The organism is Polynucleobacter sp. AM-26B4 (assembly GCF_018882285.1).
Lineage (GTDB): Bacteria > Pseudomonadota > Gammaproteobacteria > Burkholderiales > Burkholderiaceae > Polynucleobacter.
In genome coordinates this window covers 627,916-652,119 of sequence record NZ_JACVOT010000001.1, presented here as the reverse complement: position 1 = coordinate 652,119, position 24,204 = coordinate 627,916, and the positions used below count along the sequence as shown (strand labels likewise).

Genomic DNA, 24,204 nt, shown 5'->3' with positions numbered 1-24,204 from the left:
AGCTTTAGCTTGAATTAGCCAATAATGAAAAGAGCCTGACCGAATTCAACGCCTTGGCCGTTCTCACACAAAATTTCTTTAACGACACCTGATTTATCAGATTCAATTTCGTTCAATAACTTCATTGCTTCAATGATGCAAAGTGTTTGACCTTCTTTGACCGTGTCACCAATCTTCACAAAAGAATCGGCGCCTGGTGTTGGAGAGCGATAGAAAGTGCCCACCATTGGAGATTTCACAGCATGACCAGTTGGTTCTGCAGGAGCCGCTTCTGCTGCAGGTGCAGCCGCCGCCGCTGGCGCTGGTGCTGCCGGAGCCGCTGCTGGAGCTGCGGCATAAACTTGTTGGACTGGTGCTGCGATTGGGGCTGGATTTTTAACGATTCGGACTTTGTCTTCACCTTCTGTTACTTCTAGTTCTGAAACGCCAGATTCGGCTACTAAATCGATCAAAGTTTTGAGTTTTCGTAAATCCATGATGCCCTTCCTGTAAATTTTTACTGAGAAGTGATTATAGCGTTATCTATCCATGAACTGAGCTCATCTTCGCTTATTTTGCCTAGTTTCGTCTTAATAATGGCTCCTTTACGGTCTACCATCACCGTAAAAGGCAGGCCTGAGCTGGGATTTCCCATATTTTTAGCCCAAGTTGCCCCATCCAAACCACCCAAAACAATGGGATAGTTCACCGGGGTTTTTTCTAGAAATTCACGTATGTTAGATGGTGAATCGACACCGATACCGACAAATAGAACATTTTTAGCAGCATATTTGGTCTGTGATCGCACCAATTCAGGCATTTCTTCAACGCAGGGTGGGCACCAAGAAGCCCAGTAATTGATGATGAGGATTTTTCCGCGCCAATCGGATGTTTGATGCATTTTTCCATCTGGGGAGCGCAATTCTCTGGTGAGTAATTCTTCGATAGCGGTGTCGCTGGCTTTTTCAGTTCTGTATTTGTAGCTCGACAAGCCCATGCCTAAAACTGCAGCCAGCGCTCCAGCGATCAAGATTAAACCCCATTGGCGTTCATTCATGTTTTTCTTTCCGTTTTTCAATGAATTACCTTATTTTGCACGGATGTTTGGATAAAATCTTGGCATGCATCTTCATATCCTAGGTATTTGCGGTACTTTTATGGGCGGTATTGCCGCCATCGCACGTCAGGCAGGTCATCGAGTGACTGGTTGTGACGCCAATGTTTACCCACCAATGAGCACTCAACTCGAGGCTCAGGGCATTGAACTGATCGAGGGATTTTCTCCAGATCAAATTTCTTTAAAACCCGACTTATTCATTATTGGTAATGTGGTTTCTCGCGGCAATCCATTGATGGAGGCCATTTTGGATCAAGGTCTTCCTTACCAATCTGGACCTCAATGGTTGGGTGAGCAGGTGTTACAGGGCAAGCATGTTTTGGCTGTTGCTGGCACTCATGGAAAAACCACCACCACTGCGATGCTCACCTGGATTTTGCAAGCGAATGGCTTAGAACCTGGATATTTGATTGGCGGTGTACCAAATAACTTCGACGTATCTGCGCGCTTGGGTAAAAAGACAGGTGATCAAGCCGATGCTCCTCATTACTTTGTGATCGAGGCTGATGAATATGACACAGCATTTTTTGATAAGCGTAGCAAATTTGTTCATTACAGACCACGAACAGCTATTTTGAATAACTTAGAGTTTGATCATGCGGATATCTTTGCTGATATCACTGCCATCGAAACTCAATTTCATCATTTGGTGAGAACTGTTCCAAGCGCAGGTCGTTTGATAGTGAATGGCGCTGAACAAAGTTTAGAACGAGTGGTGCAACGTGGGTGTTGGTCAAGTCTTGAGCGATTTGCTTTACCTGAGCAATCAATCAAGCCCGGGGATTGGTCTTTGATAGATACATCAAAAGATGGTTTCAAAGTCATATATAAGGGCCAAGAGGTCTCAGAGGTTTGTTGGGATGAGGATGCATCTGTTACTGGTCGACACAATCAATTGAATGCTTTAGCGGCCATCGCTGCTGCGCATCATGTGGGTATTTCTGCACAAAAGGCCGCGCAAGCATTGGGCACATTCAAGAATGTGAAACGTCGCATGGAAGTGATTGGCCGAGTCAATGGCATCACCATCTATGATGATTTTGCGCACCATCCAACAGCGATTACCACCACGGTGGATGGCTTAAGACGTCGAGTAGGGCGTGATACCAATACACGTATCTTGGCCGTACTGGAACCACGTTCAAACACGATGAAGTTGGGCGTGATGAAAAGTCAGTTGCCTGATAGTTTGCAAGACGCTGATTTGGTTTTTGGTTACGGCTCAGCCACTGGTAAGGATGCATTGGGCTGGGACTTGAAAGAGTCTTTGGCGCCGCTCGGTTCAAAAGCTGAAGCGTTTGATGATTTAAATCTTCTCATGGCAGCAGTGAAGCAAGCAGCAAAACCTGGCGATCATATTTTGGTGATGAGCAATGGTGGTTTTGGTGGTGTGCACCGCAAGCTTTTAGAGTTGTTGAAATAAAAAATTATTCTTTGATAGAAATTAATTCTTTGATAGAAATTAATTCTTTGGTAGAGATTCATTCTTTGATGACTGAACTTAAGAAGGTAAAAAAATGACAAAAAATATGGCCAAGCGTTTAGAGAATAAAGTTTGCATCATCACTGGCAGCGCCAATGGTATTGGTTTTGCCACTGCACAAAAGTTCTGTGATGAAGGTGGTATTTCAATCATTTGTGACATGAATGACGCACAGGTTCAAGCGGCTGTTGATCAGCTGAAATCAGCGGGTGGCCAGGCTGACGGCTTTGTGATGAATGTCACGAATCGTAAAAATATTGATGAGGTCGTGGCAGCAGTGATCGAGCGTTACGGCCGCATCGATGTTCTCATCAATAACGCTGGTATCACCAAGGATGCACGCTTGGTCAATATGACTGAAGAGCAATTTGATGCGGTGATCGATGTCAATCTAAAAGGTGTCTTTAATTGCACCCAGGCAGTTGTGCCGCACATGTTGCAAGCTGGACGCGGTTCAATCGTGAGCGCCTCAAGCGTGGTTGGTTTGTATGGCAACTTTGGTCAGACAAACTATGCCGCTACCAAATATGGTGTGATTGGTTTTACAACCACGTGGGCCAGAGAGTTGGGCCCTAAAGGCATCCGTGTAAATGCCGTTTGCCCTGGATTTGTGGAAACAAATATTTTGGCATCTATGCCTGAAGATGTTTTGAAAGGTATGAAAGATCGTTCATGGTTGCGCCGCCTAGGTAAGCCAGAAGAATTGGCCAATGTGTACGCATTTTTGGCCAGCGATGAATCAAGTTACATCAACGGCATCGCCCTAGAAGCCAGCGGCGGGATATCTCTTTAATGCATTTGTTGTATGAAGATGGCGGCGACATAAAAATTGCCACCCTGATGGCTCAAGCCTCAGAGGGTGAAGCATTGGCCGTTGAAAGTTTAGGCGGCAAACGTGGCAAGCTAAAGGCCAAAGATGTTTGGTTGCGTTTTGAAGATTCAAAACCAGAAGAATTGTTGGCATCAGCCAAAAAGCAAGCTGAAGAAATTGATTTAGATTTTTTGTGGGAATGCGCTGGACCTGAAGAATTCATTTTCACTGATTTGGCCAAAGAGTATTTTGGTGAGACATCCAGTCATATTCAAAAAATCAGTTTGGCGGTGGCCTTGCACAGTGCCCCCATTTATTTTCGACGCAAGGGCCGCGGTCAGTTCATGCGCGCTCCAGAAGATCAGCTCAAAGCAGCACTCTTAGCAGTTGAAAGAAAAAAAGCCGAGTTGATCAAGCAAGAGTCATGGGAAGCTCAACTAAAGCTAGGTCAGTTACCAGAAGAGATTGCACCGCAGGTTAATGCTCTTTTATTCAATCCTGATAAAAATTCAACAGCCTATAAAGCTGTTGCAAATGCAGCGCAGACTTTGAAGGGTGGAATACCTGAGTTATTTTTAACTTGTGGTGTTTTGAGTTCTGCCTTGGCTTATCACGAAGGTAAATTTTTAAAAGAACATTTTCCGAAGGGTGTTGGTTTTCAGGTTCAACTCCAGGCCAATGAGCAATCGGCTTGGGAGGAAGCACTTCAGAAGCTACCTGTGGCGGATGTCAAAGCTTTTTCAATTGATGACGCCAGCACCACTGAAATTGATGATGCTTTTTCTGTGAGCACTCTTGATGTTGCAGGTATTGGTCAGTGCCACCGTGTCGGCGTTCATATTGCGGCACCTGCTTTAGCGATTCATCGAGGTGGTGCCTTGGATGAGGTTGGTCGAAAAAGATTGTCAACAGTCTACTTCCCGGGTGGCAAGATCACCATGCTGCCAGACGAAGTGATCGATGTGTTTTCTTTGCACGCTGCAGATTCAGCATCACTTGATTTACCTTTGAGACCCACGGTCTCTTTGTATGTGACCTTGAATCCTGATGGTCTTCCAATCTTAGAGGGTGACCATGCACCAGTAACCAAGGTTGAGAGAGTGCCGATGGCATCAAACCTTCGTTTGGATGATTTGGAGCATTTGATCACTGAAGAATCTTTGATGGATTCAAAAAATGCAGCAGCGATTCCTTATCAAGGTGAGCTGAATATTCTCTGGCAGTCCGCAAAGCAATTGCATGCCAAGCGACAAGAGCAACGCCTTGCCAATGGATTGAAAGAGGAAACCCTGGGATTACCAGATCCATCGGCATTACCGCGCGACTTTAATTTCAAGGTCACAGAGGGCGTGGTTGAAATCACTCCTCGTCAACGAGGGTCGGTGCTTGATTCAATCGTTGCTGAATGGATGATTTACTGTAACAGCACGTGGGGTAATCAACTAGCCAGCCACAGCGTCCCAGGAATTTATCGTGCGCAAAAGGGCTGGGGCCCACATCGCACGCGCATGCAAACAATGCCTGGACCACATGAAGGTTTGGGAGTCGAAAACTACGCTTGGTGCACTTCTCCATTGAGACGCTATGTTGATTTAGTCAATCAATGGCAATTGATTGCCATGGCTCAGCACGGTGTAACCGCTAAGTTGGTGGCACCCTTCAAGCCTAAGGATGCTGATTTGATGGCGATTGCAGCAGATTTTGATGGCACCTATGCTGCTTATGGGGAACATCAAAATCAAATGGAAAACTATTGGTGTTTGCAGTATTTAAAACAAAAGGGTTTACCTTGGAGAGGTGTTGTGAGACATCTCAAGGAAGGGCAGGCTCGAGTCGAAGAAATTCCTTTGCGTTTGAGTGTTCTAGAATTGGCTGAGCAAGCAAGAGGAGCTCGGGCTGAAATTGAAGTGGTGGATATTGATTTCTTGGCTTTAGTAGCAAGCGTGCGTTACTTGGGTTTAATTCAATCTGATGCAATTGAAAATGAAGAACTGGATGAATTTGATGAGCTTGAGGATGTAAATAATCTTCAAGATGCTGATGCATTAAAAGCGGTTCCTGAAAATGATGTCAAGCCAAGTACCGCTGAATAAGTTTTTAATTATCGATTGGCAAGATTGGAAAAAGCCAATTGTTTATGCACTGCTTGCTTCATTTGTATTGCATGCAATCCTATTAGCGTTCAAGTGGCACGCTGAATCAGAACAAGAGCGACGCTTAAAAACCCCGTTGAGTGTTGTGTTGGTCAATGCCAGCAGTCCAGTAGCACCTGTGAATCCAAAGCGATTGGCTCAAGTTAATTTAAATGGTGGTGGTGAGTTAACTGAGGGGCAAGCAAGTGCTCTGCGTCGTGCCGATCCGAAGTTGGCCGAACAGTTAGAAAAAATGCAGGCTGATCAAAAACGATTACTGTCACAGGTGCAAGCCGGGCGAGAAAATCAAGCCAGTACTTTGCAGGGTAAAAGTAATTTGGCAACATCAGAATCAAATCCACTTGAAGCAGAGTTGGCCAAGCGTTTGCAAAAGCAAGGTCAGCAACCAAGGCGCGCCACTGTCACTGCCACCAGTGCCAAATCGGTGGTGTTTGCACAGTATCACGATGCCATGCGTCGTCAAATTGAGGCCCACGGCACCACTCACTTTCCAAGAGTTGGTGGTAAAGCTTTGTACGGCAGCTTGGTCTTGATGGTCAGTGTTGATCAACGTGGCAGACTCAGTAAAGAGGGCGTGACAGTGATGAAGTCCTCTGGTAATCAGGAGTTGGATCGCCAGGCGATCGCCATCATTCGATCAGCGGCTCCTTTTGGGCGATTCACAGATGCAATGAGGCAGCAAATAGATGTTTTGGATTGGGTATCAACCTTTGACTTCACCAGAGATGGCGGTGAACTAAAACTAGATGTAAAAAATTGATACACTGACTCAAACAGATGAACACCATGAGCCAAGCAATGACTGATCAAGTGAACCCCAAGGATTACCCAGGCAAAGATGCCTACGCGGTCATTGGGAATCCTATTGCTCATAGTAAGTCACCATTGATCCATGAGGTTTTTGCAAAGCAAACTCAGCAGGCCATTCATTACGGTCGAATTTTTTCAGAGCTGGATGATTTTAAAAAAACGACTCAAGAATTTTTTGAGCGCGGTGGTAAGGGTTTGAATGTCACCATTCCGTTTAAGTTACAAGCCTATGAGTTAGCTCAACATAAAACGCCGCGTGCGCAGTCTGCACAAGCGGCGAATATGTTGTGGGTTGAAAACGGTCAATTATGGTGCGATAACTCTGATGGCGAAGGTTTGACGCGAGACTTGCGCCGCTTGTTGAAGCAGCGCTCTGGAGCTGCCTTGAATGGCATCAATGTTTTAATTTTAGGTGCAGGTGGTGCGGCTCAAGGGGTGATAGAGCCTTTGATGGGTGCTGGTGTTGCCAGCATCACCGTGTTTAATCGCACCCATGAAAAAGCTGAAGCGCTGGTCAAGCAATTCACAGGGGTGGCAACTGAAGCCAAAGTTCATTTGAAGGCACAGCCTTTGGCTGAGCTTAAGAATGGCTCATATGATTTGATCATCAATGCAACTGCAACTGGCTTGAGTAACGAGTCACCAATTGCCAAAGATGTTTTGCAAGCCATCATTCATCCTGATACTTTGGCTTATGACATGGTTTACGGTAAAGAAACCTGTTTCATGCAAGATGCCAAAGCTCTTGGCATTCAGGCAGTCGATGGCTTGGGCATGCTGGTTGAGCAAGCGGCGCTTGCTTTTGAAACTTGGCGTCAATTGGATTTAGAAAAGACTCCCTTGGATATCAATGGCGCGATCGCTGCCGTGAGAGCCAGTTATTAATTCAATGAAATATTTGCGTTATTTCATCATTGTTTTTATTGCCAGTGTTATTGCTTTACAAGCTTTTTTCTTTTTACAGATTCTTGCTTGGCAATGGGTCAATCCCAGTGTCACGGCATTCCAATTGGCCGAACGTCATCGCTTGTGTGGTTGGAGCATTCCTTATATTCATTCTTGTGAAATTAAACGAGAGTGGATTGAATTTAAAAAAATACCCAAGCATTTAAAGCGCGCAATCACCATCAGTGAAGACAGTGATTTTTACCGCCACCCTGGTTTTGAGCCGCAAGCGATGAAAGATGCTTGGGATAGAAATCAAAAAAATAACAAACATTTAAGAGGTGGTTCAACCATCACGCAGCAGTTGGCGAAAAACTTATTCTTGTCTGGCGAGAAAAATTATGTGCGTAAAGGACAAGAGTTCATCATCACCGGCATGTTGGAATTGGTTTTATCCAAAGATCGTATTTTTGAGATTTATCTCAACAGTGTTGAGTGGGGTGAAGGGGTGTTTGGTGTTGCTGCAGCCTCGCAACATTATTTTGCAGTTAAACCTGATCAGCTCAGTGTTGAGGAGGCGGCATCATTGGCATCGGCCTTACCAGCGCCTAAGTGTTATGACAAGGTCAAATATTGCAGCAAAGCCAGAGTGAATTTTCCAGCAAGGATTGATTTCATTTTAGAAAGAATGAATAAGTGATCTGCATTGCAAGCGCATGCTGCAATATAAAAACTAGGCAGTGACTAGGAAGCAACTAAGCTCAGAAGTTTTCTCAAAGAAAAATCGCAAGCTTGCTGACGTATCTGCTGACGGTTGCCTTCAAAGTGTTTTGTTTCGCTGACTATCTGATCATTGGCTAAAGCCCATGCAAAACAAACGGTGCCGATTGGTTTTTCTGGACTGCCACCGGTAGGACCTGCAATCCCTGTGATGGAAAGAGAAAGATCAGAGCCGCTGTTTTGTTTGGCACCAAGAGCCATCGCGCGGGCCACTTGATCGCTCACTGCACCATGCTGCTCGATCAAGTTTTGTGACACATCGATGTCTTCAGATTTGGATTGATTGCTATAAGTGACATAGCCACGCTCAAACCACTCACTGGATCCTGCTAGCTCGGTGATGCTGGCGGCCACCATGCCGCCTGTGCAAGACTCAGCTGTGCTGAGATGCCAGTTATTTTTTATGAGTACTCTTGCTAACTCTTGAGTGATCTCATGAAGATCGTAGTTGCTTGAAGTGTTCAAAATACTCTGACCCAAATGGCAATCACCAACAGTGTGGCGATGGCTGCCGCGATGTCATCAATCATCACACCAAAACCACGCACCACCCAAGATGGTATTTTTTTGGGTTGATCTAAGCGTTCAACCTTGGGCTGCCAAGTTTTGAAATAACGATCAATCGTTTTGATCGGACCTGGTTTGACCGCATCAAAAAATCGAAATAACAAAAATGCGCCTAGTTGACCCCAAATATCTGTTGGCATGATGATGAATAGAATCAACCAGAAAGCAATGAACTCATCCCAGACAATGCCACCGTGATCAGGCACACCTAATTCTTCACCAACCTTGCCACAAATCCAGATGCCGGCAATTGCACCAAGGGCAATGATCCATGCAATCGTGTGAGTGGAAAAAAGAATTTCAAATAATAAATAGAAAGCCCAGGCATACAGTGTGCCGACTGTTCCAGGGGCTCTGAAGGAAAGGCCTGAGCCAAAGCCAAAAGCTAAAGCGCGCTCTGGTCTAGACCAAATCCACGTGCGTTGCGGTTGGATACTCATTTGATTTATTTAGCTTGGCGCAATGCATCGCGTGTGGCGATGGCAGCTTGTCTTGCAGCATCTGCAAAGTTTCCATCTTGACTCGCATACAGAATGGCTCTTGAAGAATTGATGATCATGCCTGTGCCAGGAGCGTTTGCGATCGTGCCTGCTTGAACCGTTGCAGGAATATCGCCACCTTGAGCGCCAATGCCCGGAATGAGTAGTGGCATCTCGCCAACAATCTCTCGTACTTTGGCAATTTCTTCTGGGAAAGTGGCTCCGACCACCAAGCCTAATTGCCCGGTTTTATTCCACTGACTGCTGGCCAGGCGAGCCACGCGTTGGTAGAGCAACTCTTTGTCCGCTTGACCTTTCTCATTAACTTCTAAAAACTGCAAATCTGAGCCACCTGGATTGGAGGTGCGACATAAAACAATCACACCTTTGTTAGCGTATTTCAAATAGGGCTCTACTGAATCAAAGCCCATGTAGGGGTTCACTGTCACGGCATCTGCTTGATAGCGATCGAATGCTTCGATGGCATATTGCTGGGCTGTGCTGCCAATGTCGCCGCGCTTGGAATCCAGAATCACGGGCACTTGTGGGTGTTGACGATGAATGTGATCAATCAGTTGTGCCAACTGATCTTCGGCCCCATGAGCTGCAAAGTAAGCAATTTGTGGCTTGAATGCGCAAACCAAATCAGCAGTGGCATCAACGATTTCTCGACAGAAAGCCAAAATAGCGCCACCTTTGCCCTTGATGGAAGCGGGAAACTGTTTTGGATCTGGGTCGAGTCCAACGCACAGCATGCTGTCTTGGCTAGACCAAGCATGGGCCAGTTGTTCGGTGAATAAAGGACGGTTTTTCATGGCTATTTCATCAATCTTTCATCTAATCACATTAATATCTCATGAAAATCTCTAAAGAATTGAATGTGATGCTTTAGTTTTCTCAGACTATAGGATAAACTCCGCGAACCCCTGTGGCTAACTCCTCAACATAAATAGTTGAAAAACAAGATCGGAGCCCCGGCATGATCAACCTATTCGTATTACAAAAAGGTCGCCTAGCCCAGGAGCAGGTGGATGACCGTCAAGAACTCCTAAAGCACCATAACCCTATTTGGATTGATGTTGTTGACCCTGAAGAGGAAGAGCTTCAGTGGATCAAAGAAGCCTTTGGCGTCTCCCTGCCCGAACTAGAAGATCTAGGCGATTTAGAAGCATCCGCTCGTTATTTCGAAGCGGAAGATGGCCATTTGCACATCCGCACGGATTTCATTTTGGATGATGATGAAAACCCACGCAACGTGCGAGTCGCTTTTGTTCTGACTGACAATATTTTGTTCTCGATTCATGAACAAGATTTACCTGTGTTCCGCTTGGTTCGCTTGCGCGCTCGTTTGCGCCCGGGCTCAGTGAGAAACGCTAAAGATGTTTTATTGGATTTGTACTCAACAGATGCTGAGTATTCTGCGGATGCTTTGGAAGAGGTTTATGAAAACCTTGAAGAAGCAGGTAAGCGCGTGTTGACTCACGACGTGACGGACAGTGATGCTGCTGGTGTTTTGGAAACAATTGCCAAAGAAGAAGATTTGAATGGCCGCATTCGTCGCAATGTGATGGACACGCGCCGCGCTTTATCATTCTTGATGCGCAGCAAGTTGTTATCTGATGAGCAGCAGGAAGAAGCTCGTCAGATTTTGCGAGACATTGACTCATTAGAAAATCACACGGCTTTCTTGTTCGACAAGATCAACTTCTTGATGGATGCCACCGTTGGTTTTATTAACATCAATCAGAATAAGATCATCAAGATCTTCTCCGTGGTATCGGTTGCTTTGATGCCGCCAACCCTCTTGGCCAGCATTTGGGGTATGAACTTCGAGCACATGCCTGAGTTGCGTTCGACGATTGGCTATCCATTGGCCATCATGGTGATGTTGATTTCATCTGCGATTCCTTTGATTTACTTCCGTAAAAAAGGTTGGATGAAGTAAGTGGTCATTTAGATTGAGTGCAGCAATTACTTAAAGTGATCAAAAGACTTTAAGTATTGCTCGCTCAGCGAACTCGAGAGTTCTTGATCATGGCCATCAATCAGTCGAACCAATTTTTCAGTTCGCTCGGTGATCGATCCAATTTTGGTCAATGCAAGACCTAGGCGTGAAGCTAATTCTTTTATCTGTGCAGATTTTTCTTTGGCTGCCGTGAAACACAATTCGTAGTCATCGCCGCCCGTTAATTTACATAAACGTTGTAGTTCAATGGATTTGCCGTTGAGGATCTTTGAGCCTGGTGCCTGGTCAATCAAAATATCTGCGCTGACCGATGATTGACGCAAGATGTGACTTAAATCACCCAGCAATCCATCAGAAATATCAATCGCTGCATGAGCAATGCCAAGCAAGCTTTGCCCGAGTTCTGTTCTGGGGGTCGGGTTGTGCATGCGCTGACTGACTTCGGTAAACTCTTCAGTAGATAAAGACCACTCTTGACGCAAAGCGCCAAGACTCAGTCTGGCATCACCCACTTCATGGGAGACCCAAATATCGTCGCCGACTTGAGCTTTATTTCGGCTCAAAGATTGATCTTTTGGCACTTGACCAAAAATCGTGATGCTGATGGTGAGTGGTCCTGCGGTGGTGTCTCCGCCAATCAATTGACAATCATGTTCATTGGCCATGTCCCACAGGCCATTAGAAAAAGACTCTAGCCAGTCAACTTTGACTTCTGGCATGGCAATCGCCAGGGTAAATCCAAGGGGGCTTGCACCCATGGCTGCAAGATCCGATAAGTTAACTGCCAAGCATTTGCGTCCAAGCAGATAGGGGTCTGCACCCGCTAAGAAATGACGGCCCTCCACCAACATATCCGTACTGATCGCAATTTGTTGATGATTGCTGGGGTTGATCAATGCGCAATCATCGCCAATGCCCAATGCGATCCCTGAGTTTGGATGATCGACAGAGCGCCGTTTAAAAAAGCGTTCGATCAAATCAAACTCTCCCGGCGTGCTGCTTGAAGGGGATGTGCGTGTTTGAGATTGTTCTTGACCCATGTATTCATTGTATGACCATTGCTCAAAAGGGATCTTTCCCCTACAAAATAAGGGTAGGAATCTTAGAGATTGGACGGTTTTGTCAGAACAGGACTAGAATCTAGTTACAAATTAAAAAAGTATCAAAAATAGTAAGACATAAAAGCAAGAGACAAACATTCAAAATAAAACTCAACATACCCACTTTGTTTGGGATTGAAAGAATTATTCAATGACAACAGCTGACAATAAAAAAAGTTCTAGTGATCAACAAAAAGAAGCGCTTCGCAAAGCCGCTCTTGAGTACCACGAGTTTCCAACGCCAGGCAAGATTGCCGTCACACCCACCAAACAGTTGACCAATCAACGTGACTTGGCATTGGCTTATTCACCAGGTGTTGCAGCGGCTTGTGAAGAAATCGTCAAAGATCCTAGCAATGCGTTTCGTTACACATCCCGTGGCAACCTTGTCGGTGTAGTGACCAACGGTACAGCTGTTTTAGGTTTGGGTGATATTGGTCCTTTAGCCAGTAAGCCTGTGATGGAAGGTAAAGGCGTGCTCTTTAAGAAGTTCGCCGGCATTGATGTGTTTGATATTGAAATCAATGAAAAAGATCCAGATAAATTAATTGAAATCATTGCCTCGATGGAGCCAACTTTTGGCGGTATCAATCTAGAGGACATCAAGGCTCCAGATTGCTTCTACATTGAGCGCAAGTTGCGTGAGCGCATGAAGATTCCAGTCTTCCATGATGACCAACACGGTACAGCGATCGTTGTGGGTGCGGCGATCATGAATGGCTTAAAAGTCGTTGGTAAAGACATTAAAAAAGTGAAGTTGGTGACTTCAGGTGCTGGTGCTGCGGCCTTGGCATGTTTGGATTTGTTGGTTGACTTGGGTATGCCCATCGAAAATATTTGGGTGACTGACTTGGCGGGTGTGGTTTACAAAGGCCGAAAAGAGTTGATGGACCCTGATAAAGATCCATTTGCGAAAGAAACCAATCAGCGCACTTTGTCTGAAGTGATTGAAAAAGCCGACGTATTTTTAGGTTTGTCTGCAGGCGGTGTTCTAAAGCCTGAGATGGTGGCAAAGATGGCAGCAAAGCCTTTGGTTTTTGCTTTGGCCAATCCAACACCAGAAATTTTGCCGGAAGAAGTGAAGGCTGTGCGTGATGATGCCATCATCGCAACTGGCCGCACGGACTATCCGAATCAAGTGAATAACGTTTTGTGCTTCCCGTTTATTTTCCGCGGCGCTTTAGATGTTGGTGCAACCACCATCACCCGTGAAATGGAAATTGCCGCCGTGACTGCGGTAGCTGAGTTGGCTCAAGTAGAGCAAAGCGATGTGGTTGCTTCTGCTTATGGCGCAAGCAATTTATCGTTTGGTCCTGAGTATTTAATTCCAAAACCATTTGATCCTCGTTTGATCGCCATCATTGCCCCAGCGGTAGCAAAAGCTGCGATGGATTCTGGTGTGGCTACTCGCCCAATCAAAGATTTCGCGGCCTACAAAGATCAGTTGCAGCAGTTCGTGTACCACTCTGGCACGATCATGAAGCCTTTGTTCTCTGTTGCCAAAAAAGTTCCAATGGGCAATAAGCGCATTGTTTTCTCTGAAGGTGAAGATGAGCGCGTATTGAGAGCAGTTCAAGTGTTGATCGACGAAAAGATTGCCAATCCAATTTTGATTGGTCGTCCAGCAGTGATCACACGCCGCATCGAGCGTTTTGGTTTGAGAATGACGCCAGGTGTTGATGTTGAGATTTGTAACCCTGAGCAAGATGATCGTTATCGCGATTACTGGCAAAGCTATCACCGCATGACTGAGCGCAAAGGTGTGACAGAGTCATACGCTCGTTTAGAAGTGCGTCGTCGCAATACTTTGATTGGTTCTTTGATGGTTCAAAAAGGTGAAGCAGATGGATTGATCTGCGGCACGATTGGACAAACAGGTGCGCACTTGCACTACATCGATCAAGTGATTGGTCATGAAGCAGGTGCTAAGACATACGGTGCTATGAATGCTTTGGTATTACCAGGCCGTCAAGTTTTCTTGGTTGATACGCACATCAACATTGATCCAAGTGCTGAGCAATTAGCAGAGTTGACGATTTTGGCGGCTAAAGAGTTGCGAGCTTTGGGCATTGAACCAAAAGTAGCGTTGTTGTCACATTCGAATTTTGGTTCTAGTGATGCGCCATCAGCCATCAAGATGCGCGACACCTTGACGATTTTGCGTGAAAAAGCACCTGAGCTAAAAGTGGATGGTGAAATGCACGGTGATTGTGCTTTGGATGAATCAATCCGCAAATCAATCATGCCGGAATCGACATTGAATGGCGATGCCAATTTATTGGTCTTGCCAAACATCGATGCTGCCAATATTTCTTATAACTTATTGAAAACTGCGGCAGGTAACGGTATTGCGATTGGCCCAATTTTGTTGGGTGCGGCAAAACCGGTGCATATTTTGACGCCATCTGCCACTCCACGCCGAATTGTGAACATGACAACCTTGGCAGTTGTAGAGGCAGCGCAGCAGAAATAACTCTTAAATCCTATATGTGAGCGAATGCTCACATATTTATTTTAGTATATAAAACAATGGCTTATTAAAAATAAGCCATTGCGTCACTTGTTTTTGGGGGTTAAAAAGGGTACTCTACTCCCCATCATGACGACGAATATTTCAGAAAACAATCTTTACGGTCAGCCTGCTCTGGCCAATCTGAGCTCGTCTGTTGCCAATACACAGGCCTTAGGGCCAAAAACTGCGCCTACTTGGCGCACTGCCCTTGCCGCACGCGAAGCAGGCCCTACAGCCGCCTTACGCGCTGTACGCACCAATATTGTTCAGTCTATTCGTGCATTTAGAACTGCTGACTTGATGGAGGCCGCGGAAGAACTGGGTAATCATTTCATTTATGCCAATGCAACCGAGGCCATCACCAAATCAGAAGTCTTGGACCGAATTGCCAAGGGTTTTTATTTCCCAAGACAGCAGGCGAAAAATTTTGACAACTTATTAGATTCATTGACAACTTTGATTGATCGTTCTGGACCGCAACCTGGTTTCGTGATCGTTCTCGAAGGTTTGCCATGCACCCACAAGTTTGACAAAGAAGCGCGTGAAACTCTTTTAGATGTTTTCAGAGACGCCGTTGAGTTTTGGGCGGATCGTCGCGTATCTTGCAGAGTTTTTTACTCGTTCGCGTGATTTCAATTCAGAGTTAAATCAGAACAAATTAACCAATCAAATCAAATAAAAAAGCCGCTGATCAGCTCAGCGGCTTTTTTTATGTCTGTACTTATTAGAACTGATTCCAAATAGTGTGTATTGCTGCCAAAGCAACGATACCAGCAGTTTCAGTTCTCAGAATGCGTTGCCCCATCGATACCGGAATGAAGCCCGCTCGTTTGGCTTGCTCTTCTTCTGATTCACTCAAGCCACCTTCAGGGCCAATCAACAAGGTCAGTGCTTGAGGCGTGCAACGCTTTAAAACACTGAGCATCGCTTGATCAGCGCGAGGTGACAGCATGATGCGCAAGGCTTGATCATGTGGATTAAGACTGGCCAACCACAGGGGTAAATTTTGTACTGGTGCCAGCTGGGGAATCACTGTTCTGCCTGATTGTTCTGAGGCGGCTACCAGAATGCCTTCCCAGTGGATGGCTTTTTTGGCAGCACGTTCGCCATCGAGTCTCACCACTGAGCGCTCGGTGTGCAATGGAATCACAGAAGAAATGCCCAGTTCGACTGACTTTTCAATGAGCCAGTCCATTTTGTCGCTGCTGGCCATGCCTTGAGCCAGGGTGATGGGGGATTTTGTCTCGGTGCGGCGATTTTCTGAAATCTCAGAAAGACGCACAACCGCGGTCTTTTTATCCATGGCCACCAAGCAAGCATTGGCGGTTAAACCTTTGCCATCAAAGACTTGGAATGTTTCGCCGGAGTCAATTCTGCGGACTCGCAAATGATGGGCTAATTTGACATCCAGGATCATTTCATCGCTGATGTCGACGCCAGGTTTTGGCCAAGGGCCAGGAAGATAAAAATGAGACATAAAACAATCATAAGCGATGAGGCGCCAATGATAAAATGCTGAGTTTTGAGGGATAGAGACTTTTTCTGTGTTTTTGGCAGAAAAATGGCTTTCATCTAAAACAAGCCGCAGGGAAAAACATGTCGTCACAGCAAAAAAATATGGCCAATGCAATCCGTGCATTAGCAATGGATGCAGTTCAACAAGCCAATTCTGGACACCCAGGTATGCCGATGGGCATGGCAGAAATTGCGGTAGGTCTGTGGGGGCAGCATCTCAAACACAACCCTAAGAATCCATTGTGGATGAATCGTGACCGTTTTGTTTTGTCCAATGGTCATGGCTCGATGTTGTTGTATGCCTTGTTGCATTTAACTGGTTACGACTTGCCGATGCAGGAGTTGAAAAACTTCCGTCAATTGCATAGCAAAACAGCGGGTCATCCTGAGTACGGTATCACACCAGGTGTAGAAACCACGACCGGCCCATTAGGCCAAGGTATTACCAACGCAGTTGGTATGGCTCTTGCTGAAAAACTATTGGCAGAAGAATTCAATCGTCCTGGTTTAGATATTGTTGATCATCACACGTATGTGTTTTTAGGTGATGGTTGCTTGATGGAAGGTATCAGTCATGAAGCGTGTTCATTGGCAGGCACTTTAAAGCTCAATAAATTAATTGCTTTGTGGGATGACAACGGTATTTCAATTGATGGCAAAGTGGTTAATTGGTTTGCTGAAGACACACCTAAGCGTTTTGAGGCTTATGGCTGGAATGTGATTCGCAATATCAATGGTCACGATGCTGATGCAGTGGCTGCTGCGATTACCAAAGCTAAAAATAGTGACAAGCCAACCTTCATTTGTTGCAAAACTTCGATTGGTCAAGGTTCTCCTAATTTGGCAGGCACTGACAAGGTTCACGGTGCTCCTTTGGGCGCCGCAGAGATCGCTGCAACACGTGCTGCAATTGGTTGGAATCACGGTCCCTTTGAAATACCAGCTGATGTTTATGCATCATGGGATGCAAAAATTAAAGGCGCTAATTTAGAGACAGAGTGGAATAGTAAGTTTGGTGCTTATCGCACCAAATATCCAACAGAGGCGCAAGAGTTTGTGCGCCGTATGTCAGGTGAGTTGCCTGGTGACTTTGATAAAACTGTCAGCACTTATTTAGATACTTGTGCGCAAAAAGCTGAAACGATTGCTACGCGCAAAGCCAGTCAAAATGCGATTGAAGCTTTGGCTCCAGCGTTGCCAGAGTTCATGGGCGGTTCTGCTGACTTAACAGGTTCAAATTTAACCAACTGGTCAACTTGCAAAGCGGTTCGTGCAGACCAGTGGGGTAATCACATCAATTACGGTGTTCGCGAATTCGGTATGAGCGCGATCATGAACGGTATTGCTTTGCATGGTGGTTACATTCCATTCGGTGCAACCTTCTTGACCTTCTCAGATTACAGCCGCAATGCTTTACGTATGGCAGCCTTGATGAAGTTGCGTAGCATTTTTGTGTTCACGCACGATTCAATCGGTTTGGGTGAAGACGGTCCAACGCATCAATCAGTTGAGCATGTGGCCAGTTTGCGTTTGATTCCTAATATGGATGTGTGGCGTCCTTGTGACACCACTGAAAGTGCTGTCGCTTGGGCCCATGCGGTGAAGCGCAAGAACGGCCCATCTAGTTTGATTTTCAGTCGTCAAAACTGTCCGTTTGTGAAGCGTGATGCCAAGCAAACTGAAGCGATTCAAAAGGGTGCTTATGTGATGCGTGATGCTAAGAATGCTCAAGCAGTCTTAATGGCAACAGGTTCGGAAATAGCGATTGCTTTGGATGCGGCGGAACTCTTAAAACAAGAGGGTATTGCGGTGCGCATTGTGTCAATGCCATCAACCACTGTGTTTGATCGCCAAACTAAAGCTTATAAAGATTCAGTATTGCCAGCCGGTTTGCCACGCATCGCGATTGAAGCAGGTGTGACCGATTACTGGTGGAAGTATGCCTGCGCCGCAGTTCATGGCGTTGATACATTTGGTGAATCAGCTCCAGCCGGCGTTCTTTACAAGCATTTTGGTTTGACGGCTGAGTCAGTCGCTAAAACAGTGCGTCAATGTATTTGAACAATCGAATAAACAAAATAGAAAAACATCACAGCGCAAGCTAAGAAAAACAAGATTTTAAGAATTTAGATAAAGGGAGTTGTTATGACGATTAAAGTCGCAATCAATGGTTATGGTCGTATTGGTCGCATGGTGGTGCGCGCGATTTATGAAGAGAAGCGCGATGACATCAAGGTGGTAGCGATCAATGGTTTGGGTGGTATTGATATCAATGCTCACTTGACACAATATGACTCAGCCCACGGTCGTTTTCCAGGTACTGTGACGGTGGATGGTGATCACATGGTGATCAATGGTGACCGTATCAAGATTTTTTCAACACGCAATCCCTTGGAAACTACTTGGGGTGATTTGGGTGTTGATGTTGTTTTAGAGTGTTCTGGTGCTTTTACTTCAAAAGAAAAAGCCATGGTGCACATTCAGCAAGGTGCCAAGAAAGTTGTTATTTCTGCTCCTGGTGAAGAAGATGTGGATGCCACGATTGTTTATGGTGTTAATCACCAAGTGCTGAAAGCCAGCGATCAAGTGATTTCAAACGCGAGCTGCACAACCAATTGTTTGGCGCCAGTAGTAAAACCATTATTGGACTCAATCGGTATTGAATCAGGTTTGATGACCACGATTCATGCTTATACCAATGATCAAGTGTTAACTGATGTGTATCACAAGGACATGCGTCGCGCTCGTTCAGCCACGATGAGCATGATTCCAACAAAGACAGGTGCTGCTAAAGCAGTTGGTTTGGTATTACCAGAGTTGCAAGGTAAGTTTGATGGTTTCGCGATGCGCGTGCCAACGATCAACGTATCCGTGGTTGATTTGACATTCACACCAAGCAAAGCCACAACGGTTGAAGAAGTGAATGAATTCATCAAAAAGGCGAGCGAAAGCGGCCCATTGAAAGGTATCTTGGGTTACAACACCTTGCCTTTGGTTTCAATTGATTTCAATCATGATCCACGTCCAAGTATCTTTGACAGCACTCAAACGCGTGTGTCCAAAGATGGTAAGTTGGTCAAAATCCTTGCTTGGTATGACAACGAGTGGGGTTATAGCTGCCAGATGTTGAATGCGACCAAGGCATTGATGGCCGCGAAGTAAGAAGTTGTGAATTTGGGGTAAAGGTTATTAGTGAAATCGGATGACCTTGCCCACACTTTTTGAGCAGTATATTTACTAATGAGTTTTACTAAAAGTGGATTTTGGGGCGCTATTTGGCAATACCTAGTTTGTTACCCCCCCATCATTTATAATCTTTAGAATTAATGACCTTATTTAGCGTGGTGGATTTGTGGTGTTTTTTAAAAAATTAGTCAATTTTTTTTTGAGTATTTATCATAAGCGATTAATTTTATTGTGAAAAATAGCCAAAATTCGGGTCAGCCCTTCCTCCAAGAGAAAAATCCTTTGGTGGTCATTCTCATGGCTACCAAGAATGGTGAGCGCTTTTTAGCAGATCAATTAGACTCTTTAGCAGATCAATCTCATCAAAACTGGGTCCTGATTGCCAGTGATGATGGCTCCACTGATAACACTGTCACAATTTTGAAGAGTTATCAGGCCAAGTGGCCAGCAGGTAAGCTCATCATCAAAGAGGGTCCAAAACAAGGTTTTTGCGTCAACTTTCTATCGATGGCCTGCGATCCTGCTATTCGCGCAGACTATTACGCCTTTTGCGACCAAGATGACGTCTGGCTGAGTAAAAAATTGACTGTTGCAATAAAAAATATTGCAGAAAATGAGAAGAGTGGTTTTTCATATGTCTATTGTGGCCGGACGGCTTATGTTGATGAGAGGCTAAAAAAAATAGGCTGTTCACCACAATTTTCCTTTCCAAGAACTTTCAGAAATGCGCTGATTCAGAACGTCGCTGGTGGAAATACGATGGTATTTAATCAGTTTGCAAAGAATGCCTTGGAAAAAGTTGGGATTGTTCGGCACCCGTCTCATGACTGGTGGCTTTACCAACTAATCACCGGTATGGGTGGGCTTGTTTTTTATGATTCAATACCTCAAGTACTTTATCGCCAACACAAGGATTCGTTAGTGGGTGGTAACACCTCATTTTTAGCGAAAATGAAGCGCACTTTAAAGGTTTTTAATGGTCAGTTCAGGTGTTGGAGCGATCAAAACATAGTTGCTTTGTTTTCTGCTAAGGAATTATTGACGCATGGCAGTCTAGAAACCTTGGAATTGTTTGAAAAAATGCGCCATGCAAAATTGAAAGATCGATTTCGTTTGTTGGAGGTTGCGGGTTTATATCGCCAAACCTGGCGTGGGACAATTAGTCTTTTATTGGCTGCTTTATTTAAAAAGATCTAATGCAAAATTTCTCTGCTTCTCCTCGTGAAATAGTTGCTAGTTTTTGGCGTCACCGAGAGCTGATTTTGGCGAGCGTTAAGAGGGAGGTTTTAGGCCGTTATCGTGGTTCGATGTTAGGGCTATTGTGGTCTTTTTTTAATCCATTGTTCATGTTGACCGTCTACACTTTCGTCTTTAGTGAAGTATTTAAGGCTCGCTGGAGTGCAGATAGCGAGTCTAAAACTGAATTTACCCTCATGCTTTTTGCAGGATTAATTATTTTTAACCTGTTTGCCGATTGTATTAACCGGGCGCCGAGTTTAATTTTATCCAATGTTAACTATGTCAAGAAGGTAGTTTTTCCATTAGAGATATTGCCTTTTGTAACTTTGCTGGCAGGCATGTATCACGCACTTATTAGTTTTGCTGTTTGGCTTATAGCCTATGCGATTTTCTTCGGCGTGCCTCATGTAACGGCGCTCTACTTGCCATTACTAATCGTGCCATTTGCACTTTTTATTATGGGGCTGAATTGGTTCTTGGCTTCATTAGGTGTTTATTTCCGCGATGTTTCTCAGTTTATTGGCGTGATTACCATGTCCATGATGTTTTTGAGCCCTATTTTTTATCCAGCCACTGCGTTGAATGAGGCTTATCGCCATTGGCTATACCTCAACCCACTCACGCCAGCAATCGAGCAAATCCGAGATGTACTGTTTTGGGGGAAGCTCCCCGATTTTGCATTGCTTGGACTTTACTGGCTTTCTACCGCCATCATTTCTTGGTTGGGTTTTGCCTGGTTTCAGAAGACGCGGAAAGGATTCGCCGATGTTCTCTGAAATCGTCATCAAGGTTGAAAATCTCAGTAAGTGTTACCAGATCTATGATCAACCACATGACCGACTCAAACAATTTATCTTGCCGCGATTGCAAGACATGGCGGGTATGCCCTTTAAGCAATACTTTCGGGAGTTTTGGGCGCTGAAAGATGTTTCGTTTGAGGTTAAAAAAGGAGAAACCATTGGAATTATCGGACGCAACGGCAGCGGTAAATCCACGCTATTACAAATGATCTGCGGTACGCTCAACCCGACGGGCGGTAGCATCCAAATCCAAGGGCGTATCGCTGCGTTACTTGAACTTGGATCAGGTTTTAATCCTGAATTCACAGGTCGGGAAAATATTTATCTAAATGCAAGTATTCTTGGTTTGAGTGCGGATGAACTTGCTGACTCTCTCAACTTAATTATAGAGTTTGCAGATATTGGTGATTTCTTAGACCAGCCTATAAAAACTTATTCAAGTGGAATGGTTATTCGCCTTGCCTTTTCTGTCGCTATTTATAGCAATCCAAATATTTTTATTATTGATGAAGCCCTTGCAGTGGGCGATTTTATTTTTCAGCAAAAATGCTATAAAAAACTTAAAGAAATGCAAGATCAAGGAGTAACCATAATATTGGTCAGCCATGATTTTTCGTCAATTGTTCAGTTTTGCAAATCTACCTATGTAGTAAAAGATGGGGAGTTGGTGTTTGGAGGCACATCTAAAGATGCCGTTAATTTTTATAAAAAATTGTATTCGTGTTTCACTGACCTACTCGAGAAGCCTGAAGATTTGCCAATAAAAGTTTTTGATATAGATGCGTTAATGTGCTCTCAATATCAGATATCAAAAAACTTGATTAATTATGGGGACGTTAAAGCTGAAATATATGATTGGGGCATTTTAGATCGCGACTCTAATGTTGCTCAAATCATTTTCTCTGAGTCAACCTATGAAATTGTTATTAGAATTAAGTTCAACAAGGACTGCCATAATCCTATCATAGGATATTTTTTTACTGATAGACAGGGCCGTGAGATTGTTGGTACCAATACAGAGTATCTAAAAAAGTCAGTTGGTACTAGGAAGGCTGGCGAAAAACTAGAGATTAGATTTAAGCAAAGATTTGGGTTAACGAGCGGGGAATATAGTTTCAATATAGGTTGCAGTGAGTATATTGGAGGTGTATTGATTGCTCATCATCGTTTATATAATTTACTAAATATACATGTGACATCTGATTTATTGGGTGTGGGCTTCTTCGTGCCTGAAACTCTGCTAGAAGTGAGTTCAATACAGTGAAAAAATCAACTCTGGATCAAAGATTAAAAATCGCTCACTTTGGGGCCTTCGATCATGACAGTTATGGAGACTTAATTTTCCCATTTGTTGTAGAGCACTTTTTACCTGAATTTCAGTTTGTTCATGTATCTCCCACTGGAAAGCGAACCCAATGGCCAGATGCTAAACCTACAATCTCAGTGTCGGAAGCATTTCAAATCAATGATTGGGATGGGGTTCTTGTTGGTGGTGGAGATATCGTTGATTTTGTTGGCGGTAGCGAGGTTGCTAGAGTTGCAGAATCTACTTTTTGGAATGAGTCTCCTCTGTTATCTGAGGAAGTTTTGTTTAGCCTTTGGGGTGGAGCTAGTCTATTAGCTTCAAAGCTCAACATTCCATGCGCATGGAATTGTCCAGGCGTCCCTAGAGAGCTTATATCAAAAGGCGATTCTTATTTAGCTTCGAAGGCAATCCAAAGCGTTGAATATTTAGCGGTGCGGGATATTTACAGTGCAGATAGACTCGCTGCAATGAAAAACAATACCTTAGCGATTGTCCCCGATAGTGCGCTGATGATTAATGAGGTGTGGCCTAGAGATGATCTTAAAATCAATGACCCACAGCCCTTAATCCTATCATTAACACCATCAGATCTCCAATATAGATTTAGTGAGGTTGAGTCCCTCATAAGCTTATTACTATCTAATAATAGTCAATTTGATGGGAAAGCAATTATCTTGCCTTTAATGCGCTGGCAAAAATTTGAGTATCAGAATAAGTTTTCGTTTCTTCAAAAAAAATTCAATATATCTTTTGGTGGGCCAAACCTTTCTCTTAAAGAGTGTGCTTTAGAAATTTCTCGAGCAGGCGCATATATTGGAAATTCTTTGCATGGCTTGATTACTGCATTATCTTATGAAAGGCCAGCAATTCATATAAAGCCAATAGGCTTAGATGCAGTAACAAAATATAAGGGATTTTCTCATTTTTTTAAAAACGGCGATTGTCTGCTGTCAAATACATTTACAGGGGTAAATATACCTAAACCTCCGTCTCATAAGGAGATTGATGATTTAAAAGAACTTGTAGTTATGCACTTTGATAGGATCAGGGGCACTCTGACAAATAGTGTGGGGATTGATAAGCAAAAACCCTGGGATGAAGTTTGCTTGGCGAACGATGAAGAAGTCCAAATACTTTCTTTGTATGGTCTTACACCATTTAAATTATTGGAAGGTCGCGATATCAGGATTGAGCACTTAAGTTGCGATGTCCAAGGGTTAAATCAAGCCATCTCGGACCGTGATGCACAACTACAGGCATTAAGTCAGACTGTTACTAAACGCGACGATCAAATTCAAGAGCTGCATATCTCTGTTGGTGAACGCGATATCAGGATTGAGCACTTAAGTTGCGATATCCAAGGGTTAAATCAAGCCATCTCGGACCGTGATGCACAACTACAGGCATTAAGTCAGACTGTTACTGAACGCGACGATCAAATTCAAGAGCTGCATATCTCTGTTGGTGAACGCGATATCAGGATTGAGTACTTAAGTTGCGATATCCAAAGGTTAAA

At 44.4% G+C, this 24,204-nt stretch carries 22 protein-coding genes; 15 read left to right on the top strand and 7 right to left on the bottom strand.

All coding sequences use genetic code 11. From position 1 onward, the window contains the following. Window positions 1–14: 14 nt before the first annotated feature. Window positions 15–476 (bottom strand): acetyl-CoA carboxylase biotin carboxyl carrier protein, encoded by a 462-nt coding sequence (gene accB / locus ICE88_RS03225; RefSeq protein WP_216249320.1) that lies wholly within the window; start codon window positions 474–476, stop codon window positions 15–17. A gap of 20 nt (window positions 477–496) precedes the next feature. Then, complete coding sequence (locus ICE88_RS03220; protein WP_216249318.1) at window positions 497–1,036, bottom strand: TlpA disulfide reductase family protein; 540 nt, start codon at window positions 1,034–1,036, stop codon at window positions 497–499. Window positions 1,037–1,100: 64 nt separating this feature from the next. Here ICE88_RS03220 and mpl point away from each other — a divergent pair, with 64 nt between their 5' ends. The 6 genes from mpl to mtgA all read left to right on the top strand — a co-directional run bounded on the left by mpl (window position 1,101) and on the right by mtgA (window position 7,938). Next, window positions 1,101–2,519, top strand: a complete 1,419-nt coding sequence (mpl, locus tag ICE88_RS03215; RefSeq protein WP_216249316.1) for a UDP-N-acetylmuramate:L-alanyl-gamma-D-glutamyl-meso-diaminopimelate ligase — start codon at window positions 1,101–1,103, stop codon at window positions 2,517–2,519. 94 nt (window positions 2,520–2,613) lie between these two features. Further along, entirely contained in the window at window positions 2,614–3,372 is a 759-nt protein-coding gene (fabG, locus tag ICE88_RS03210) for a 3-oxoacyl-ACP reductase FabG (RefSeq protein WP_255535185.1), read from the top strand. Next, on the top strand, window positions 3,372–5,483 hold the full coding sequence (locus ICE88_RS03205) for a ribonuclease catalytic domain-containing protein (protein WP_216249314.1): 2,112 nt from the start codon (window positions 3,372–3,374) through the stop codon (window positions 5,481–5,483). The genes fabG and ICE88_RS03205 overlap by 1 nt, the downstream gene beginning before the upstream one ends. Next, a complete protein-coding gene (locus ICE88_RS03200; protein ID WP_216249312.1) occupies window positions 5,458–6,303 on the top strand; it encodes an energy transducer TonB in 846 nt (281 codons plus the stop codon). Before ICE88_RS03205 ends, ICE88_RS03200 begins: the two co-directional genes overlap by 26 nt. A gap of 17 nt (window positions 6,304–6,320) precedes the next feature. After that, window positions 6,321–7,238 carry a shikimate dehydrogenase gene (aroE, locus tag ICE88_RS03195; RefSeq protein ID WP_255535184.1) on the top strand — a complete coding sequence of 306 codons (918 nt, stop codon included), beginning with the start codon at window positions 6,321–6,323 and terminating at the stop codon, window positions 7,236–7,238. Window positions 7,239–7,242: 4 nt separating this feature from the next. Then, on the top strand, window positions 7,243–7,938 hold the full coding sequence (mtgA, locus tag ICE88_RS03190; protein WP_216249310.1) for a monofunctional biosynthetic peptidoglycan transglycosylase: 696 nt from the start codon (window positions 7,243–7,245) through the stop codon (window positions 7,936–7,938). A 44-nt stretch (window positions 7,939–7,982) separates the two neighbouring features. On the opposite strand, the gene ICE88_RS03185 is transcribed toward mtgA, so the two are convergent. Genes ICE88_RS03185 through pyrF form a run of 3 tightly spaced genes read right to left on the bottom strand, consistent with a single transcriptional unit; the run spans window position 7,983 to window position 9,879 of the window. Then, the gene (locus ICE88_RS03185) at window positions 7,983–8,486 is read right to left on the bottom strand and encodes a CinA family protein (RefSeq protein WP_370624448.1); all 504 of its coding nucleotides are present in this window, start codon (window positions 8,484–8,486) and stop codon (window positions 7,983–7,985) included. After that, window positions 8,480–9,025, bottom strand: a complete 546-nt coding sequence (locus tag ICE88_RS03180) for a phosphatidylglycerophosphatase A (RefSeq protein WP_216249308.1) — start codon at window positions 9,023–9,025, stop codon at window positions 8,480–8,482. The genes ICE88_RS03185 and ICE88_RS03180 overlap by 7 nt, the downstream gene beginning before the upstream one ends. A 5-nt stretch (window positions 9,026–9,030) precedes the next feature. Beyond that, window positions 9,031–9,879 (bottom strand): orotidine-5'-phosphate decarboxylase, encoded by an 849-nt coding sequence (gene pyrF / locus ICE88_RS03175; RefSeq protein ID WP_216249306.1) that lies wholly within the window; start codon window positions 9,877–9,879, stop codon window positions 9,031–9,033. A gap of 164 nt (window positions 9,880–10,043) precedes the next feature. Between pyrF and corA the strand changes: the two genes are divergently transcribed. Next, entirely contained in the window at window positions 10,044–11,009 is a 966-nt protein-coding gene (gene corA / locus ICE88_RS03170) for a magnesium/cobalt transporter CorA (protein WP_216249290.1), read from the top strand. A 26-nt stretch (window positions 11,010–11,035) separates the two neighbouring features. On the opposite strand, the gene thiL is transcribed toward corA, so the two are convergent. Next, a complete protein-coding gene (thiL, locus tag ICE88_RS03165) occupies window positions 11,036–12,070 on the bottom strand; it encodes a thiamine-phosphate kinase (RefSeq protein WP_216249288.1) in 1,035 nt (344 codons plus the stop codon). Between the two features lie 211 nt (window positions 12,071–12,281). Here thiL and ICE88_RS03160 point away from each other — a divergent pair, with 211 nt between their 5' ends. After that, window positions 12,282–14,603: an NADP-dependent malic enzyme gene (locus tag ICE88_RS03160; RefSeq protein WP_216249287.1), complete on the top strand. Its 2,322-nt coding sequence runs from the start codon at window positions 12,282–12,284 to the stop codon at window positions 14,601–14,603. 126 nt (window positions 14,604–14,729) lie between these two features. Next, a complete protein-coding gene (locus tag ICE88_RS03155) occupies window positions 14,730–15,272 on the top strand; it encodes a barstar family protein (RefSeq protein WP_216249283.1) in 543 nt (180 codons plus the stop codon). Between the two features lie 94 nt (window positions 15,273–15,366). Here ICE88_RS03155 and ICE88_RS03150 read toward each other — a convergent pair whose 3' ends face one another. Beyond that, the gene (locus tag ICE88_RS03150) at window positions 15,367–16,119 is read right to left on the bottom strand and encodes a 16S rRNA (uracil(1498)-N(3))-methyltransferase (protein WP_216249280.1); all 753 of its coding nucleotides are present in this window, start codon (window positions 16,117–16,119) and stop codon (window positions 15,367–15,369) included. 119 nt (window positions 16,120–16,238) lie between these two features. On the opposite strand from ICE88_RS03150, the gene tkt reads away from it, so the two are divergent. From tkt to ICE88_RS03120, 6 genes are all read left to right on the top strand, one after another. After that, window positions 16,239–18,218 carry a transketolase gene (gene tkt, locus ICE88_RS03145; protein ID WP_216249277.1) on the top strand — a complete coding sequence of 660 codons (1,980 nt, stop codon included), beginning with the start codon at window positions 16,239–16,241 and terminating at the stop codon, window positions 18,216–18,218. Between the two features lie 84 nt (window positions 18,219–18,302). Further along, window positions 18,303–19,319, top strand: a complete 1,017-nt coding sequence (gene gap, locus ICE88_RS03140) for a type I glyceraldehyde-3-phosphate dehydrogenase (protein WP_216249275.1) — start codon at window positions 18,303–18,305, stop codon at window positions 19,317–19,319. Window positions 19,320–19,640: 321 nt separating this feature from the next. Further along, window positions 19,641–20,540, top strand: coding sequence for a glycosyltransferase family 2 protein (locus ICE88_RS03135; RefSeq protein ID WP_216249268.1), 900 nt, complete (start codon window positions 19,641–19,643; stop codon window positions 20,538–20,540). Then, the gene (locus ICE88_RS03130) at window positions 20,540–21,358 is read left to right on the top strand and encodes an ABC transporter permease (RefSeq protein ID WP_216249264.1); all 819 of its coding nucleotides are present in this window, start codon (window positions 20,540–20,542) and stop codon (window positions 21,356–21,358) included. Before ICE88_RS03135 ends, ICE88_RS03130 begins: the two co-directional genes overlap by 1 nt. Next, the gene (locus tag ICE88_RS03125; protein ID WP_216249262.1) at window positions 21,348–22,646 is read left to right on the top strand and encodes an ABC transporter ATP-binding protein; all 1,299 of its coding nucleotides are present in this window, start codon (window positions 21,348–21,350) and stop codon (window positions 22,644–22,646) included. The genes ICE88_RS03130 and ICE88_RS03125 overlap by 11 nt, the downstream gene beginning before the upstream one ends. Continuing rightward, window positions 22,643–24,204 (top strand): polysaccharide pyruvyl transferase family protein (locus ICE88_RS03120; protein ID WP_216249259.1); only part of this gene is annotated, 1,562 nt, incomplete at its 3' end. The genes ICE88_RS03125 and ICE88_RS03120, both read left to right, overlap by 4 nt.